The 15,132-nt window shown below is 28.9% G+C and carries 17 protein-coding genes; all 17 read left to right on the forward strand.

The genetic code is table 11. The features are described from left to right. The first annotated feature begins 4 nt into the window (after positions 1-4). Complete coding sequence (locus J2Z53_RS07115; protein WP_209796751.1) at positions 5-292, forward strand: hypothetical protein; 288 nt, start codon at positions 5-7, stop codon at positions 290-292. Position 293: 1 nt separating this feature from the next. Continuing rightward, on the forward strand, positions 294-656 hold the full coding sequence (locus tag J2Z53_RS07120; protein WP_209796814.1) for a head-tail connector protein: 363 nt from the start codon (positions 294-296) through the stop codon (positions 654-656). Between the two features lie 2 nt (positions 657-658). Then, positions 659-985 carry a hypothetical protein gene (locus tag J2Z53_RS07125; RefSeq protein WP_209796752.1) on the forward strand — a complete coding sequence of 109 codons (327 nt, stop codon included), beginning with the start codon at positions 659-661 and terminating at the stop codon, positions 983-985. Beyond that, positions 985-1,371, forward strand: a complete 387-nt coding sequence (locus J2Z53_RS07130; protein ID WP_209796753.1) for a hypothetical protein — start codon at positions 985-987, stop codon at positions 1,369-1,371. The genes J2Z53_RS07125 and J2Z53_RS07130 overlap by 1 nt, the downstream gene beginning before the upstream one ends. Then, positions 1,371-1,757: a phage tail terminator protein gene (locus J2Z53_RS07135; protein WP_209796754.1), complete on the forward strand. Its 387-nt coding sequence runs from the start codon at positions 1,371-1,373 to the stop codon at positions 1,755-1,757. The genes J2Z53_RS07130 and J2Z53_RS07135 overlap by 1 nt, the downstream gene beginning before the upstream one ends. 8 nt (positions 1,758-1,765) lie before the next feature. Beyond that, a complete protein-coding gene (locus J2Z53_RS07140) occupies positions 1,766-2,236 on the forward strand; it encodes a phage tail tube protein (RefSeq protein ID WP_209796755.1) in 471 nt (156 codons plus the stop codon). Positions 2,237-2,248: 12 nt separating this feature from the next. Beyond that, a complete protein-coding gene (locus J2Z53_RS07145) occupies positions 2,249-2,614 on the forward strand; it encodes a hypothetical protein (RefSeq protein ID WP_209796756.1) in 366 nt (121 codons plus the stop codon). Continuing rightward, positions 2,565-2,936 carry a Gp15 family bacteriophage protein gene (locus J2Z53_RS07150; RefSeq protein WP_209796757.1) on the forward strand — a complete coding sequence of 124 codons (372 nt, stop codon included), beginning with the start codon at positions 2,565-2,567 and terminating at the stop codon, positions 2,934-2,936. Before J2Z53_RS07145 ends, J2Z53_RS07150 begins: the two co-directional genes overlap by 50 nt. Before the next feature lie 44 nt (positions 2,937-2,980). Next, positions 2,981-6,409, forward strand: a complete 3,429-nt coding sequence (locus J2Z53_RS07155) for a hypothetical protein (RefSeq protein ID WP_209796758.1) — start codon at positions 2,981-2,983, stop codon at positions 6,407-6,409. Between the two features lie 3 nt (positions 6,410-6,412). Continuing rightward, positions 6,413-6,766, forward strand: a complete 354-nt coding sequence (locus J2Z53_RS07160) for a DUF6711 family protein (RefSeq protein WP_327786703.1) — start codon at positions 6,413-6,415, stop codon at positions 6,764-6,766. Between the two features lie 16 nt (positions 6,767-6,782). Continuing rightward, positions 6,783-7,046: a hypothetical protein gene (locus tag J2Z53_RS07165; protein ID WP_209796759.1), complete on the forward strand. Its 264-nt coding sequence runs from the start codon at positions 6,783-6,785 to the stop codon at positions 7,044-7,046. A gap of 65 nt (positions 7,047-7,111) precedes the next feature. After that, positions 7,112-7,492, forward strand: coding sequence for a hypothetical protein (locus J2Z53_RS07170; protein ID WP_209796760.1), 381 nt, complete (start codon positions 7,112-7,114; stop codon positions 7,490-7,492). A 34-nt stretch (positions 7,493-7,526) separates the two neighbouring features. Continuing rightward, the gene (locus J2Z53_RS07175; protein ID WP_209796761.1) at positions 7,527-12,344 is read left to right on the forward strand and encodes a hypothetical protein; all 4,818 of its coding nucleotides are present in this window, start codon (positions 7,527-7,529) and stop codon (positions 12,342-12,344) included. A 360-nt stretch (positions 12,345-12,704) separates the two neighbouring features. Then, positions 12,705-13,115 (forward strand): phage holin family protein, encoded by a 411-nt coding sequence (locus tag J2Z53_RS07180; protein ID WP_209796762.1) that lies wholly within the window; start codon positions 12,705-12,707, stop codon positions 13,113-13,115. 48 nt (positions 13,116-13,163) lie between these two features. Continuing rightward, positions 13,164-13,586 carry a hypothetical protein gene (locus tag J2Z53_RS07185; protein WP_209796763.1) on the forward strand — a complete coding sequence of 141 codons (423 nt, stop codon included), beginning with the start codon at positions 13,164-13,166 and terminating at the stop codon, positions 13,584-13,586. Between the two features lie 88 nt (positions 13,587-13,674). Beyond that, positions 13,675-13,833 (forward strand): hypothetical protein, encoded by a 159-nt coding sequence (locus J2Z53_RS07190; RefSeq protein ID WP_209796764.1) that lies wholly within the window; start codon positions 13,675-13,677, stop codon positions 13,831-13,833. A 132-nt stretch (positions 13,834-13,965) separates the two neighbouring features. Beyond that, on the forward strand, positions 13,966-15,066 hold the full coding sequence (locus tag J2Z53_RS07195; RefSeq protein WP_209796765.1) for a GH25 family lysozyme: 1,101 nt from the start codon (positions 13,966-13,968) through the stop codon (positions 15,064-15,066). The last annotated feature ends 66 nt before the right edge of the window (positions 15,067-15,132 follow it).

The following is a 15,132-nucleotide window of genomic DNA, read 5'->3' on the forward strand; positions in this document are numbered from 1 at the left end:
TAGTATGGCTAAAATAGTAGCACCTAATAAACAATACACTGGCATTAGTGCTAGTGTATATTTTTGCAATGGAATTGGAGAAACAACTAATGAAGATTTAATTAGTTGGTTTAAGGAACATGGTTATAGCGTTGTAGAAGAAGATATTGCAAAAAAAGATAAGAGTATAGATGAAATGTCAGTGGAGGAACTTATAGCTTATGCAAATGAACATAACATAGACATAGGAAAAGCTACAACACAAAGTGGAATAATAGAAAAAATTAAAACTGCAGAGCAAAAAGGTGAATAATATGTCTTATGTAGATAGTTCATATTATAGAGAAGAATTTAAAGGTAAAATCATTGACGATGATAATTTAGAAAATATATTAGAAAGAGCATCAGATCAGATTGATGTTTTAACTTATAACAGAATAATAGGAATAGAATTTAAAAATTTATCTCCATTTCAACAAGACAAAATTAAAAAAGCTATATGCTTACAAGCAGAGTTTATAGAGCAATATGGTGATTTTATAAATATGCCTTTAAGTAGTTATTCAGTTGGTGGTACATCTGTTAGTTTTAATGGAAGTATAGTAAATGGAATAACTACAACTAAAGAAGTTATTAATTATATATCTCAAACAGGTTTAAATAGTAGGAGGTTATAGGTATGGGTGTTAAATTACCATTTCCTAAATGGATATTGAATACTCCAATAAAAGTCTATCAAACATTCATTAATGAAGATGGAGAGCCAGTAGAAACTCTTTTATATGATGGTTTATGTAATTATAATGAGAAAAGTAAACAAACTTTAGATGCTGAAAGAAGGTTAGTAACTCTTTCAGGTAAAGTTATTATTGAAGGTGATATTAATCCAGGTAAATTAATAGAAGGATATATTAAAATTGGAGATATAAAAAAAGATATTTATAAATCATCAAGACCACGTAATCCAGATGGTTCTGTATTTAGTACTGAATTGGAGCTCATTTAATGAAATCTAAAGTAACAATAAAATTAGATAGAGCAAAGATAAATACAATAGTAAATGCTAAAAATAAAGCTTTAGAAGAAACCACAGAAAATATATTAAGTGATATTAAGACAAGTGCTGTGGTCCCAAAGGGAGATACTGGAGAACTTGAAAGAAGTGGTTTTGTTGATTTATCAAGAATAAATGATGGAATAACATCTATAATTTTTGATACACCATATGCAAGAAGATTATATTGGCATCCAGAGTATAACTTTAGACAAGATAAAAATATAAATGCACAAGGTAAATGGATGCAGTCTTATATTGATGGAGATAATGAAGAATTTGTTGTTAATGCATACAAAGAAAATTTAAAAAAATTTAGCAAAGGATTGATTAAATAATGTTGCTAAGTGAAGTAAGAGAATATTTAAAAATTAAAATAGAATGTCCTCAATGGTATATAGGAAAGATAGATGGAACTAAAGAACAATGTATAGGTATTTATAGTATAAGAGGACCAAGAAGTCATATAGCCTTAGGTGGATTAGAAAATACAAGCTATTCTACTAAGGCTATTTCTATATTAATACATTGGGGAAAGAATGCTAATATAGCAGAACAAAAAGCACAAGAAGTATATAATGTTTTATTTGGTGAAAAAGCAATTATAGGTGGTAAAAGAGTTATAGATTTCAATATGAGAACTACAGAGCCTATAAGTGTTGGAACAGATAAAAATGGGATATACGAATATGTTATAGAAGTAAAGATAATACACGAAAGGTAGGTAATATAATGGCAGGATTTGAAGGAGTATTTCCAGTTTATAATTTAAAATTTAAGATTGGAATAAAAGGTACAAAAAGCAATGATGATACAGATATGGTTGAAATAGCAGATATGGAGAATTTCGGTATAAAGATAGATGGTAAGGTACAGGACTGGACACCTATGAATACAGCAGGCTGGGCTAGAAATTTAATGACAGGAAAGGCCTTTTCTTTATCTTTAAAAGGAAAAAGACATGTAGGTAATCCAGGTAATGATTATGTTGCAGGTGTTGCATGGAAAGATGGTTTAGATTGTAGTTCAAAAGGTGCTATAGAATTTCCAGATGGCTCAAAACTTACATTTGATTGTGTAATTGATGTTAAGAATGTAGGTGGAGATGATAGTACAAAGGTTGCTCCACTTGAATTTGATTTAAAAGGTGATGGAAAACCAACATATACACCAGGAACATCATCACCAGGAGTAAGTCATTAGGAGGTATAGACAATGGCAAAAGTATATAACATAATGGATAAATTGGTTAATGTAAGACCAACAGTAAAAATAGATGAAGAACATGAGTATAAAATAAATAACAGTAAAAACAATGCAGTTTATATTCAATCTTTATTTTCTAATAATAAGAAAAATAAAAGCAAAGATAAAGAAATAAATGAGTTTGAAGCTTTAGATGAAATAATTAAAGCATCTTTAGGAAAAGAAGCTTTTGATTATATAGAAAGCTTAGATTTAAGCCTAGAAGGGTATAACTTAATAGTTAATACTATAATGGCTGGAATATCAAACGTAGAACTTGAAGAAATTGAGGAAATGGGTAAAAAAGAAATGGAGCGATTTCAAGAAGAAAAATAACCAATGGTATGATTTAATTGAAGATTGGGAGCTTATAGATGCTTCCTTTACAGCTCAATATGGTATAAGACTTAGGAATGAACCAGATATGAGTTGGGATGAGTTTTGTACTTTACTTAGTGGAATAATGCCTAAAACTCCACTTGGTCAAATTATTTCTATAAGAAGTGAAGAAGATGAAGAAATACTAAAGAACTTTACTAAAGAACAACATAAAATTAGGAACGAGTGGAGAAACAAACAATTAGAAGAAATGACAGATGAAGAAAAAGAACAGCAAATAAAAGAAATACAAGAATTATTCAAACAAGCATTTAGTTAAATCTAGGTGCTTGTTTTATTTTAGATGAAAGGCAGGTGAAGTTAGTGGCAGATAACGATAGCGTAGGTAAGATTGGCCTTGATTTGGAGATACAAGGGGACGATATAGAAAAACAAATAGAGCATATGGCATCTAAGATAGGAAGTCAAATAAGTAAAACTTTAGAAGGAATTACAGGCAAGTTTGATTTTAGCTCTATGACTAAAGGAATTTCAGAATCTTTAAATAGGTCTTTTAATTCTATAAATGAAACAATAAAATCTAATGTTGAAAAGAATAAGCAAAGTATATTAAAAACTATTGAAGAGATTAAGGAAAGAGCTTTAGATGCTATAAGAAGTATTATGGCCAATGCCAAAAAGATTAAATTACCTTTAAACTTTGAACCTGTAAAAAATATTGTAATGCCTAATCAAACTACTGCAAAGACAGTTAGTTCGAGAGGTCCACCTAAAACTAATACTGTTAACTTAGAAAGTATTAAAGCACAGATAGATAACTTATCTAGTAGTTTAGATATAACTAATAGAAGAATAGAACAACAACAAGAAAAGTTAGCAGGATTAAGAGAAGCTTATAACTCTACATTTAATCAAGCAAGAAAAAATAAAATAGAAGAACAAATACTAAAAACAGAAGCTACTATAAATAAACTTATAAGTAAAAGTGATAAGGCAGGATTTAAATTAGCTGATTTGGATGCAGAGTTTGAAAGATTAAGTAATGCTGCTAAAAGCTCTAGTAGTGGAGTAAACCAAGCTAATGAAAGTATAAAGAGAACATCAAGTGCTGCTAATAATGCTAGTAGAAGCTTAAGAAATGCCAATAATACAACAAGACAATATAGAAATAACATGAATAGTGCAAGAAGTGTAACAAGAATGTTTATAAGAAGTATGTTTATGTGGGGAATGGTTTTCCCTATTGTAATGAAGGGTATAAGTGCGGTTGCAGGATATGTTGGAAGTGCTTTAATGACCAATGCACAATTTGCAAATAGTTTAGAACAGATTAGAACTAATCTTATGGTTGCTTTTATGCCTATTTATCAAGCAGTATTACCAGCACTTAATGCATTAATGAGTGCATTAGCAACTGTAACAGCATATATTGCAGCATTTGTAAGTGCGTTGTTTGGTAAAACATATCAAGCTAGTTTTGGAGCAGCAAAACATATGAATGCTTCAATAGCAGCAATGAAAAACATGGAGAAGCAAGGTAAGAAAACTGGTGGAGCAGTAAAAGGAGTAGGCGATAGTACCGAAAAAGCAGCTAAAAAAATAAAAGGTGCTTTAGCTGGATTTGATGAAATAAATAAATTAAGTATGCCAAAAGACCCAAAAGATAAAGCTCCAAAAGCACCTAAAGGTGGTGGAGGGGGAATTGACCCAATACCAATGGTTGCTCCTAATGTAGATTTAGGACCTACAAGTGCAGCAATGCAAAAAATAAATGGAATGGTAAAAAAATTAAAAGATATTATATCTAGAATATTTCAACCTTTTAAAGCTGCATGGGCAAGAGAAGGTGCTGCAACTATTGCAAGTATTAAATATGCATTACATGGGATTTGGGAGTTAATAAGATCTATAGGGCATAGCTTTTTAGAAGTATGGACTAATGGAACTGGTGAAGCAATACTTGTTGTTATTCTACAGATTCTACAAAACATATTTAATATTATAGGTGATATAGGTATTACTTTTGCTAATGCTTGGAATGCAGGAGGCATAGGAACTGCTATAGTACAAGGTTTAGCTAATGCCTTTTTAAATGTTTTAACATTAATTAAACATATGGGAGATTCTTTAAGGCAAGTTTGGGGAGAAGTTGGTCCAGGAGTTGCAAAAACTTTCATGTCAATACTTCATTCAACATCTAAAGTACTTGAAAACTTAACTCAAAAATTAGTTTATGTTTGGGATCATGGTGGAAGTCATTTATTTCAAGGATTTATAAGATTAGGAGCAAAAGTATTTGAATTAGCTGGATATATTTATACTCAATTTGTTGTTCCTATGGTCAATTGGTTTATAAATAATATAGCACCAGTTATCGCAAAAGTAGCAGATGTAGTAGGAACTATTTTTGATGCATTTAGTAATTTAATAGGATGGTTATTGGGAAGTGGTAAACCTGTACTAGACATTATGATAATAACAGTAACAGCATTTTTTGCAGCTTGGAAAGTAGCAAAACTAATGGCATTTATTCAACAGGCTGGTGGTGTTGTAGGAGTTCTAGGCAATATAGGAAGAGCATTAAAAGAATGCACTTTAACTAAAATAGCAGATAGAATTGAAACAATGAAGTTAACTTTAATGTATGCCAAAGATTTTATTGTTTCATTAGGAAAGGGAACATTAGAATTAATAAAACAAGCAGGACAATTTGTAATAAATACTGGTTTAAAAATAGCAGATGCAACAGCACAAGGTGTAATGACTGCTGCAACTGTGGCTTGGAATGCAGTTTGTGTAATAGCAACAACTGTTACTACTGCTTTAGGAGCTGCAATAGCTTTCTTAACAAGTCCAATAGGTATAGCTATATTAGCAATAACAGCTATCATAGCTACAGGAGTTCTTTTATATAAACATTGGGATGTTGTTAAGGCTAAAGCTATAGAAGTATGGGGTAAGATAAAGGATGTATTTAATACTTTCAAAAATTGGTTACAAGGAGTATTCCAAAGAGATTGGTCTAAGAGTTTTGGAATATTAGGAAACCTATTAAATGCATTTTTGAGAAATGTACACAATATATTTGGTGGAGTAAAACGTATCTTTGGAGGAATTATAGATTTTGTTTCTGGTGTATTTACAGGAAACTGGAGAAGGGCATGGAATGGAGTTAAAGAAATATTTAGAGGAGCGTTCCAATCTTTAGGAGGAATTGCAAAGGCACCACTTAATGCTGTAATAGGAATAGTTAATGGAGCAATAAGTGGAATTAACTCTATTAGTTTTGATGTTCCAAGTTGGGTACCTATGTTTGGAGGCCGACATTTTGGTCCTAGTATTCCACATATGCCTTACTTAGCAAAAGGTGGTATTGTAGATAAGCCCACACAAGCAGTAGTAGGAGAAGCAGGAACAGAAGCTGTAGTACCTTTAGAAAATAATACAGGTGGATTAGATTTATTAGCAAATAAATTAACTGAAAGAATAAATAATATATTAGCAACTTCAAGCAGTTTATTACAACAACCAAATTTAACTATGCTTGGACAAAGCTCTAATGTAGATAATACAAATACTAATGATCCTAATTACTTAGAAAAATTAAAAGAAGCAATTATTGAAGCTATAAAAGAGAGCAAAGAAGATAAAGAAGATAAATATAATGGAAATAGTGACAGAGATATGGGAGATATAGTTTTAAAAGTTGGAGAAAATGAATTTGGAAGAATTGCTATAAAGACTATAAATAAATTAAATAAAATCTCTGGAAAGCAATTATTGATACTTTAGGGGGTGGCAATAATAAGTTTAGTAATTAATGGGGTAACAGTTGTTGCTCCTAAAAGTTTTAAAGTAAACATAATGGATTTAGATGGGGAAAATAGTAATAGAAATGCAAAAGGCGTAATGCTTAGAGATAGGTTAAGAGTTACAAGAAAATTAGAAATAGAATGGGGTCCATTAACAGAAAGTGAAATAAGAGAAATATTAAATGCAGTGAGTGATGTATATTTTTCAGTTTATTATCCAGATCCAAAGGATGGACAAATAACAAAAACATTTTATACAGGAGATAGGTCAGCACCAGCTTTTGATTTTGAAAGCAATATGTGGCAGTGCCTATCTTTTAATTTAATAGAAAAATAGAAAGAAGGAATTAAAAATGACAAATGAAGTAAAGGTAACAAGTACAATAAATGAAACTACAAATTTAAATGGAGTAGTTGAAGTAGAAAAGGATGGAATGAATCAACAAGTTATGAATATGAATTGTAGTTTAGTAGAAAATGGAGTTGCTAATATACAAACATATGTAATAAATAAAGAATTATTTTTAGCTAATTCTACTTTAGTTGCAGCAGAAGTACAAAAATTTAGAACAAAAGCAAATGAAGTAGCAAAAGGTTTAAATTGTTTTGTATTTTAGTTTAAGAGCTTACATTATGTAGGCTCTTTTTATATTAAATAAAATTAAGAAAGAAGGATTTAAAGATGTCAAAGTTAACAAATAAAGAAATATTAGAAAAAGTAGGAATGCTAGGAGAAGTTAGTAGAAAGAGTTTACCTGTTAAGGTCAGCTATGCAATAGGTAAAAATATTGGCAAGATAGAAAGTGAGTTAAAGCATTATAACAATGAAAGAGAAAAGATAGTAGAAAAATATTGTGAAAAAGACGAAGAAGGTAATTTAAAAATAGAAAATGGTAACTATGTTATAAAAGAAGATGAAAAAGAAAATTGGGAAAAAGATATGAAAGAGTTACAAGATATAGAAGTTGATGTTGATGTACACAAATTTAAATTAGAATTATTAAATGGTTATGATATGACTGCAAGTGAAATGATGTGCATTGATTTTATGATAGAAGAATAGATTTAAATTAATTTTTAGGAAAGGAGGTTAGACATTGATTAAGACAACAAATGCTTTTCTAAAAGAGATAAATAAGCTTGGTGGAAGAAAGTTTGTAAGTAAAGTATTAATAAGAGATAAAGAATATAATGATGATAATATTATTGATATGAGCCTAAATGAAAGTGTTAATCCAGGAGATAACTTTTCACTAGGATCTGTTGTTTCTAATACGTTTGAAATAAATTTAATTAATGTTGATGATATTTTTGAAAATGCAGTTGTTAAACCATATATAGGTTTAGAAATTGATAATGAAATAGAATATATTCCATTAGGCGTATTTATTGTTGATGAAGTATCTAAAAAGGATAAAAAAGTTAAGTTACAATGTGTAGATAATATGTTTAATTTAGAAAGAGCTTATTTCTCTGATTTAAGTTATCCAGCTAATCTAAATGAAGTATTAAAAGAAATATGTACTAAAGCTAAAATAACTTGTAATTCTATATTACCTAACTATTCTATAGATGAAATAAAGGGGTATAGTTTTAGGCAAGCAATAGGAATTATTGCAACACTTGCAGGGTGTTTTGCTAGATTTAATAGACTTGGAGAGTTAGAGATATTATCTTATGAAGATACAGATTTAAGAATAACACCAGATATATTCTTTAAATTTGAAACAAATGATAAAGATTATATTATAGGAAAGATAACAGCTAAAAAAGGAGAAAAGACTTTTAGTAAAGGTGCTAATACAGAAATAATAATTGATAATCCAGTAATTACAGAAAGTATTGTGAATGACCTTTATAATAAGTTTAAAGATTTTACTTATAGACCATATACTTTAAGTTGGCAAGGTAATCCAGCAGTTCAAGCTGGAGATAGAGTTACTATAGTTGGAATAGATAGCAAGGAATATAACACTTTAATTATGAATCATAAACTTACTTATAGTGGTGGAATTACAAGTGAATTAAAAGCAACTGGTAAAACAGAGAGCTCTGATAAATTTGATAGTAAAGGTTCTATAACACAAGCTATTGAAAACTATTCGATTGAACAGGCAAATATAAAGAAAGCATTAATAGAAAAGGCTGATATAGATTCTTTAAATGCAATAGATGCTAGAATAAATAATTTATATACACAAGATTTAACAGCTTTAAAAGCAAATATTAAAGAACTACAGTCTAATAAAATTAGTACAGTAGAGTTTAATGCAACAAAAGCAGAAATTCAAACTATGCTTGTTTCTAAGGCAGATATAAATTTACTTAATGCACAAGGAGCTAAAATAAATACTTTAGAAGCTAAAACAATTAGTGTTGAAAATCAACTAGCAGGTAATCTTACAGCAAAGAATTTTCAAGCAGGAGCAATAACTGCAGGTAGTGGAATAATTGCAGAAGGTGCAATAGGTGATGCAGAAATTAGTTCACTTAGTGGTAATAAATTAAGATTTGGAACTATAGATACAAGTTTAGTAAGTATATTAGGACCTAATGGCAGATTAAGATTACAAGGCAATAAGTTACAGGTATTTGATAATAAAAATGGTAAACTTTTTGAGAGGGTTATGTTAGGTGTAGATGATAATAATAACTCTAGTTTAATTCTTAGAGGTGCAGATGGTAAAACTATTTTGTTAAATCAAGATGGACTTACTAAAGAAGGAATAACAGAAGGTTTTGGGAAAATAGCTGATAATTCTTTGGATGCTAAAAAATTTGATAAAAATAGTTTAGTAAGAGAAGTAAATGGAGCAACTGAAACAATAAAAGGAACTAGAGTACAAATAGGAGATAGAACTTTAGATATAGAGTTGTCTACACAAAATAATACTATTACAGAGCATGGAAAAGAATTATCTAGTCAAAAAGCTACAATACAAGCTTTAGATAATGCTATTAAGTTAAAAGTAGATAATCAAACATTTGTTAAATCTACATCTACTATAAATAGTAATATTAATAATTTAAATAGTGATTTAGTAAGTAAAATAAATTCAAGTTTAAATAACGCTAAATCTTATGCAGATGCTAAAAAACAAGAAGCTATTAATAATGCGAGTACAGATGCTACTAATAAAGCCAATAGTGCATTAAATAGTGCTAAGGCATATACTACAGCTCAAATAACAACAACAAATAGTAATTTAAGTAAAGCTACATCAGAAATTAATATACTTAAAGAACAAATAAATACTAAAGTAGGTCAAGTTGATATAGATAAAAGTATTGAGAATATTCAAATAGGTGGTAGAAATTTATTAATAGGTTTTAGCAAATATACAGAAGGTAATAAATATAAAATTACTGCAAATAGAGATGATAATTATATTTCAATTCCGAGTGCAACTGTAAATTTAATATCAGGAAAAAAATATACTTTTTCAATTGAAACAGATTGTATTAATTGGGGAAGTAGTGGAGATAGTGTAGAAGCTTATTTATTATTAGATAATTCTTACACTCACATAATATATATAAGAGCTAAGACTTATACATTTATTCCAACTATTACAGGGGAATACACATTAAGATTAGATGTTAACAAAAATGGATCTACACATTATTTTTGGAATGCAAAGATTGAAAAAGGACAATTCAATACGGGATGGTCACCAGCACCAGAAGATACAACTAAAGTTATAACAGATAATATTAAAGTAGTTACAGATAAAATAAATACAGTAGAAAGTAATTTAAAACAAACTAAAGATAGCTTACAAGCTAGTGTAAATAGTTTAAATAGTACTACACAAATTATAACAACTAATTTAACTAATACAACTAACGATTTAAGCACTAAGATAAATAAAGCTAAAACAGATGCTATTAATACTTCTAATTCTCATGCTGATTCAGTAGCAACTGCAAAGGCTAATATAGCTAAACAACAAGCAATAGATTCAGCTAATTCTCATGCAGATTCGGTTTCTACAAGTAAATCAAATGAAGCTTTAAATAATGCTAAGACTTATACTAATGCACAAATAACAACAGTAAACACAAGAGTTAGTAATGCAGAAAGTAGTATTAATATACTCAAAAATCAAATATCAACTAAAGTAAGTCAATCAGATATAGATAAAAGTATTCAAAATATTACTATAGGTGGAAGAAATTTATTAGGAAATTCAAATTTTTTAAAAGATACGGAATTTACAGACACAACTCCAACGTTAATTGGGTGGTTAAGAGAAGAGAATGAAGGCGTACACTCTAATTATAATGGAAGATTATTATTTATAAATAATAATGGAGATAAAGTAGGAGATAGTTATACCAGCATAGGTTTGGGTTGTTCTGTAAAAGAAAACACAGATTATACTTTATCTTTTGATTATTGGGGTGCTGGTGGATTTAAAAATCAAGACGCATCTTCATCTTATATATGGGCAATTACAGATGGTGCAAATATTCCAATCAGAATAAATCACCCAACTATTAGTGACAAAGTGAGAAGAAGATATTCTCAAACTTTTACTTTCCCAAAAGGAACAACTAAAATATTAATAAGAACTGGTTTTTTTAGTATAAGTTATGCTTGGATGTGTTTTGATGGCTTTAAATTTGAAGAAGGAAATAAAGCTACAGATTGGACACCAGCTCCAGAGGATTTGCAACAAGAAATAAAGGATAATATAACAACAGTAACAACTAAAATATCTAATGTAGAAAGTAATTTAAAACAAACTAAAGACAGTTTACAAGCTAGTGTAGAAGCAGTAAGTTTAAAAACAAATAGTGTTTCAAATTCTTTAAATGAAACTAAAAATGATTTATTGAACAGAGTAAATTCAGCAATAGATACATCTAAAAAATATGCAGATGAAGTTGCAGTAGCGAAAGCAAATTTAGCACAAGCTAATGCAATAGCAAATGCTGATGGTAAGATAACGGCAGAAGAACAAAAAAGAATACAACAAGCTAAAGATAATTTAAATACTGCTATCGCTAAAGCGGATGCAGCAAAAGCAGAAGCTGTTAATCTAAGTAAACAATATGCAAATACTCAACTAAATAATGCTAAAGATTATACAAATAGTGCAGTTGCTAGTGTTAAATCTCAAATTACTGTAGATCTAAATGGAATTAAAACAGAAGTGTCTAAAAAAACAGATAAAGATAATATAATTAGTGCTATTAATCAAAGTGCAGAAGAAATAAAAATAGATGCATCAAGAATAAAAATAAATGGTTTAACAACATTTGCTAGTAAAACAGGATTAAAAGCAATAGAAATAGAAAGTAACAATATACTTTTTTATGATTGGGAAGGTAGTGAAAGAAAAGAACCTGTTGGAAAATTATATTCTACTAGATCAAATGGTGATGTAAATAAACCAGGATTAGCCATAGGGCATGAAGAAAATTCTATGTTTGATATAGTATATAAACAAGGAGATACATATATTTCTTATATTGGATTTGATAAATATAAGGCAGCATGTCCTATAACTTTATTTGAAGATATAAACTTAAATGGTTGTTTAATGTATTTAAGTTCTAAAAAAATAAATAGCATTTATGAAAGTACTTCCGATACTTTTTGTATAGAAACTAAACATGGTTTAAATGTTTTTGATAAAGATTCTAAAGCTACCATAGCTAATTTGGGTTCTAGTAGAGTTGGGTTTAGTAAATGGGATCAGAAATATTACTATGCTGAATTTTTCCCAGATGGTTTTAGTTTAGGAAATGGTAAAGGTAAATCATATTTTTGGGTTAAAGCTGATGAAAGTACTATTTGGACAGCTGGAGGAGTTAGCATGGGAATACAAGGTAACTTAACAGTTAGCGGGAAGAAAAATAGAGTTGTAGAAACATCAATTGGAAACTTAGCGTTAAATGCATTATAAAGTACAGAATGTTGGTTTACAGATTGTAGAATAGAGCAAGATAGAACTGATGCTAATGGTGATTGTATAATATGGTTTGATAATAAATTCTTATTAACTGTAAATACAAGATATAGATACAAAGTAGATGTAACTCCAATAGGGGAATTCGCATCAAATGGCAAGTTAACATATGTTAGAGTTGTAGAAAAAACAGAGAAGTACTTTAGAGTTAGAGGCACACCAAATACTCTTTTTGATTGGACAATAACTGCAAAACAAGTAGGTTATGAAAGAGATAGATTAGAAAAAGTTGAAAAGGCTAGTTAATTCTAGTCTTTTTTATTTACAAAAAATTAGACAGAAAGAAAGGATAAATTAATGGATAATGTTTTAAATCAATTAAAAATTTTTGTAGCAGTATTAGGAGTTTTATTCACATGGCTCTTTGGAGCATGGGATACGCCACTAATTGTTTTGATAATATTCATGGTAATTGATTATTTAACAGGACTTACAAAAGGATATGTAAATAAAGATTTAAGTAGTAATGTAGGACTTAAAGGCATAGCAAGAAAATGTGTTATATTTGCGATACTTATTGTAGCAGTAATGTTAGATAGACTTTTAAATACAGGCAATTGGGTATTTAGAAGTCTTGTTTGCTACTTTTACATAGCAAATGAAGGGATAAGTATTATGGAAAATGCATCAGAATTAGGAGCGCCAGTACCTCAAAAATTAAAAAATGCATTAATACAATTAAGAGAAGATAAAGAAGAGCATAAATAATTTTATTTATGCTTTCTTTTTATAAATAAAAAGAAAGAAGGAATTTAAATGATAAAAGAACTTATTAAGATCTTAGTAAAATTAGTAGAAGCAAAATTAAAGAAAACAGGCGTAGAAGAAGAAATATTAAAAAATAAAGAATACTTTGATACAGCTAAAAAAGTATGGAATGTAATAGAAGAAGATTTTAGAATCGAAGAAAATATAAAGAAAAAATTAGGTTCTAAAGCTGATGAATTTGATAGAAGATTGTTAAAAAGATTTCCTGAACTATCAGAAAATGATGTTGCTGATTTAAGGCAGGCAGTAGCTGGAGAAATTAATCAAGGTAAACAATCAGTTTTAGATAATTCTGAAATTTTAAGAAAACTTCAATCTGAAAATGAAGAATTAAAAGCTAAAAATTTAGATCTAGAAAACAAATTAAATGCTATTTCAAACTATGTACCAAAGGAAGAACAAGGACAATAGTCTTTGTTCTTTTTTTAATATATCAACCGATATTTATATAAATTATGTATAATAAGATAATAGTTGTAAATTATGGAGGATGAAATTTATGAGTGAAAACAATGATAAAAAGGATAATAGTTATTATTTACCAATGTTTATAGCGTTAGGAGTAGGTATCGGTGTGGCATTTAATCAAATACCAATAGGTTTATGCTTAGGTGTTGCTATTGGTATAGTTTTAGATGATGAAAAGAAAAAAAAATAGATTGAATTTGAATATTAATATGAAAAAAAGTGGATATGCATTGCATATCCACTTTTTAATTATCTAATATCAACATTGGTTTAAAACAAAGCCTAATATATATAAATTTATAAAAAAGTGAGGTAATGTAAAATGTTAAAAGGAATAGATGTCAGTGAACACCAAGGTAGAATAAACTGGGAAAAGGTTAAGAATAATGGAATACAATTTGCTATATTAAGGGCAGGATATGGTAAAAATCATATAGATAGGCAATTTATAAGAAATATAAAGGAATGCAATAGATTAGATATTCCAGTTGGAGTGTATTGGTTTAGCTATGCAACAAATACTAATGAAGCAAAAAGAGAAGCTGAATATTGTTTACAAGCTATAAAAGGATATAAAGTTGAATTACCAGTTTGCTATGATTTTGAGTATGACAGTATAAGATATGCTGAAAAAGATTGTGGAGTTAATGTAACTAAAAGATTAGCAACAGATCTTGTTAAATCATTTTGTAGTGTAGTAGAATCTAATGGCTTTTATGCTATAAATTATTCAAATCAAGATTTCATTTTAACTAAATTTTATCATAATGAATTAGAAAGATATACACTATGGTATGCTTGGTATAATTCAAGATTAAATAGAGGTGGAAACTTAGGAATATGGCAATACAATGAAAAAGGTAATGTTGACGGTATAAGTGGAAATTCCGTTGATATGAATAGAATGTTAATGGACCTAATAGGTATTATAAGAAAGAAAGGTTTAAATAACACAAATAACTTCAAACCCTCTAAAATTCCTGATGGAAATTATGATGTACATCATACTCCAAAAGGAGATAATAAGAAATACTTAGTAGTTACTTGTGATGTATTAAATGTAAGAGCAGGAGCAGGAACAGGTTATAAAATAGTTGGACAATTAAAGAAAGGTCAAAAAGTTGGATTAGATTGTAAGGTTGGAAATTGGTATTCAACTGATTATGGAGCTCATGGTGGTTTTTTATCTGCTGATTATGTAAAAGTAGTTGGAGAAAATAGTTCAACTGGAAATAGTGGATATGGTATAGTGACTGGTGATGATGTAAATGTAAGAGCAGGAGCTAGTTTAAACTCTAAAATAATTGGACAAGTAAATAAAGGAGATAAGTTTAAACTTTGCAATAAAGTTGGAGATTGGTGGAGTACAGACTATGGAGCTCATGGTGGATTTATATATGCTAAATATATAAGAGAAGTATAATTATTTAGGGAGTTGGAGAAATCCTACTCCCTTTATTTTTTTTGTTAAATTGTGTATATTTAAATA

It is taken from the genome of Clostridium moniliforme (assembly GCF_017873235.1).
Lineage (GTDB): Bacteria > Bacillota > Clostridia > Clostridiales > Clostridiaceae > Clostridium > Clostridium moniliforme.

Excerpts from the sequence above, each read along its gene's own strand:
- J2Z53_RS07115 (WP_209796751.1), top strand. The coding sequence starts at position 5 with ATGGCTAAAATAGTAGCACCTAATAAACAATACACTGGCATTAGTGCT.
- J2Z53_RS07120 (WP_209796814.1), top strand. The coding sequence starts at position 294 with ATGTCTTATGTAGATAGTTCATATTATAGAGAAGAATTTAAAGGTAAA.
- J2Z53_RS07125 (WP_209796752.1), top strand. The coding sequence starts at position 659 with ATGGGTGTTAAATTACCATTTCCTAAATGGATATTGAATACTCCAATA.
- J2Z53_RS07130 (WP_209796753.1), top strand. The coding sequence starts at position 985 with ATGAAATCTAAAGTAACAATAAAATTAGATAGAGCAAAGATAAATACA.
- J2Z53_RS07135 (WP_209796754.1), top strand. The coding sequence starts at position 1,371 with ATGTTGCTAAGTGAAGTAAGAGAATATTTAAAAATTAAAATAGAATGT.
- J2Z53_RS07140 (WP_209796755.1), top strand. The coding sequence starts at position 1,766 with ATGGCAGGATTTGAAGGAGTATTTCCAGTTTATAATTTAAAATTTAAG.
- J2Z53_RS07145 (WP_209796756.1), top strand. The coding sequence starts at position 2,249 with ATGGCAAAAGTATATAACATAATGGATAAATTGGTTAATGTAAGACCA.
- J2Z53_RS07165 (WP_209796759.1), top strand. The coding sequence starts at position 6,783 with ATGACAAATGAAGTAAAGGTAACAAGTACAATAAATGAAACTACAAAT.
- J2Z53_RS07170 (WP_209796760.1), top strand. The coding sequence starts at position 7,112 with ATGTCAAAGTTAACAAATAAAGAAATATTAGAAAAAGTAGGAATGCTA.
- J2Z53_RS07180 (WP_209796762.1), top strand. The coding sequence starts at position 12,705 with ATGGATAATGTTTTAAATCAATTAAAAATTTTTGTAGCAGTATTAGGA.
- J2Z53_RS07185 (WP_209796763.1), top strand. The coding sequence starts at position 13,164 with ATGATAAAAGAACTTATTAAGATCTTAGTAAAATTAGTAGAAGCAAAA.
- J2Z53_RS07190 (WP_209796764.1), top strand. The coding sequence starts at position 13,675 with ATGAGTGAAAACAATGATAAAAAGGATAATAGTTATTATTTACCAATG.
- J2Z53_RS07195 (WP_209796765.1), top strand. The coding sequence starts at position 13,966 with ATGTTAAAAGGAATAGATGTCAGTGAACACCAAGGTAGAATAAACTGG.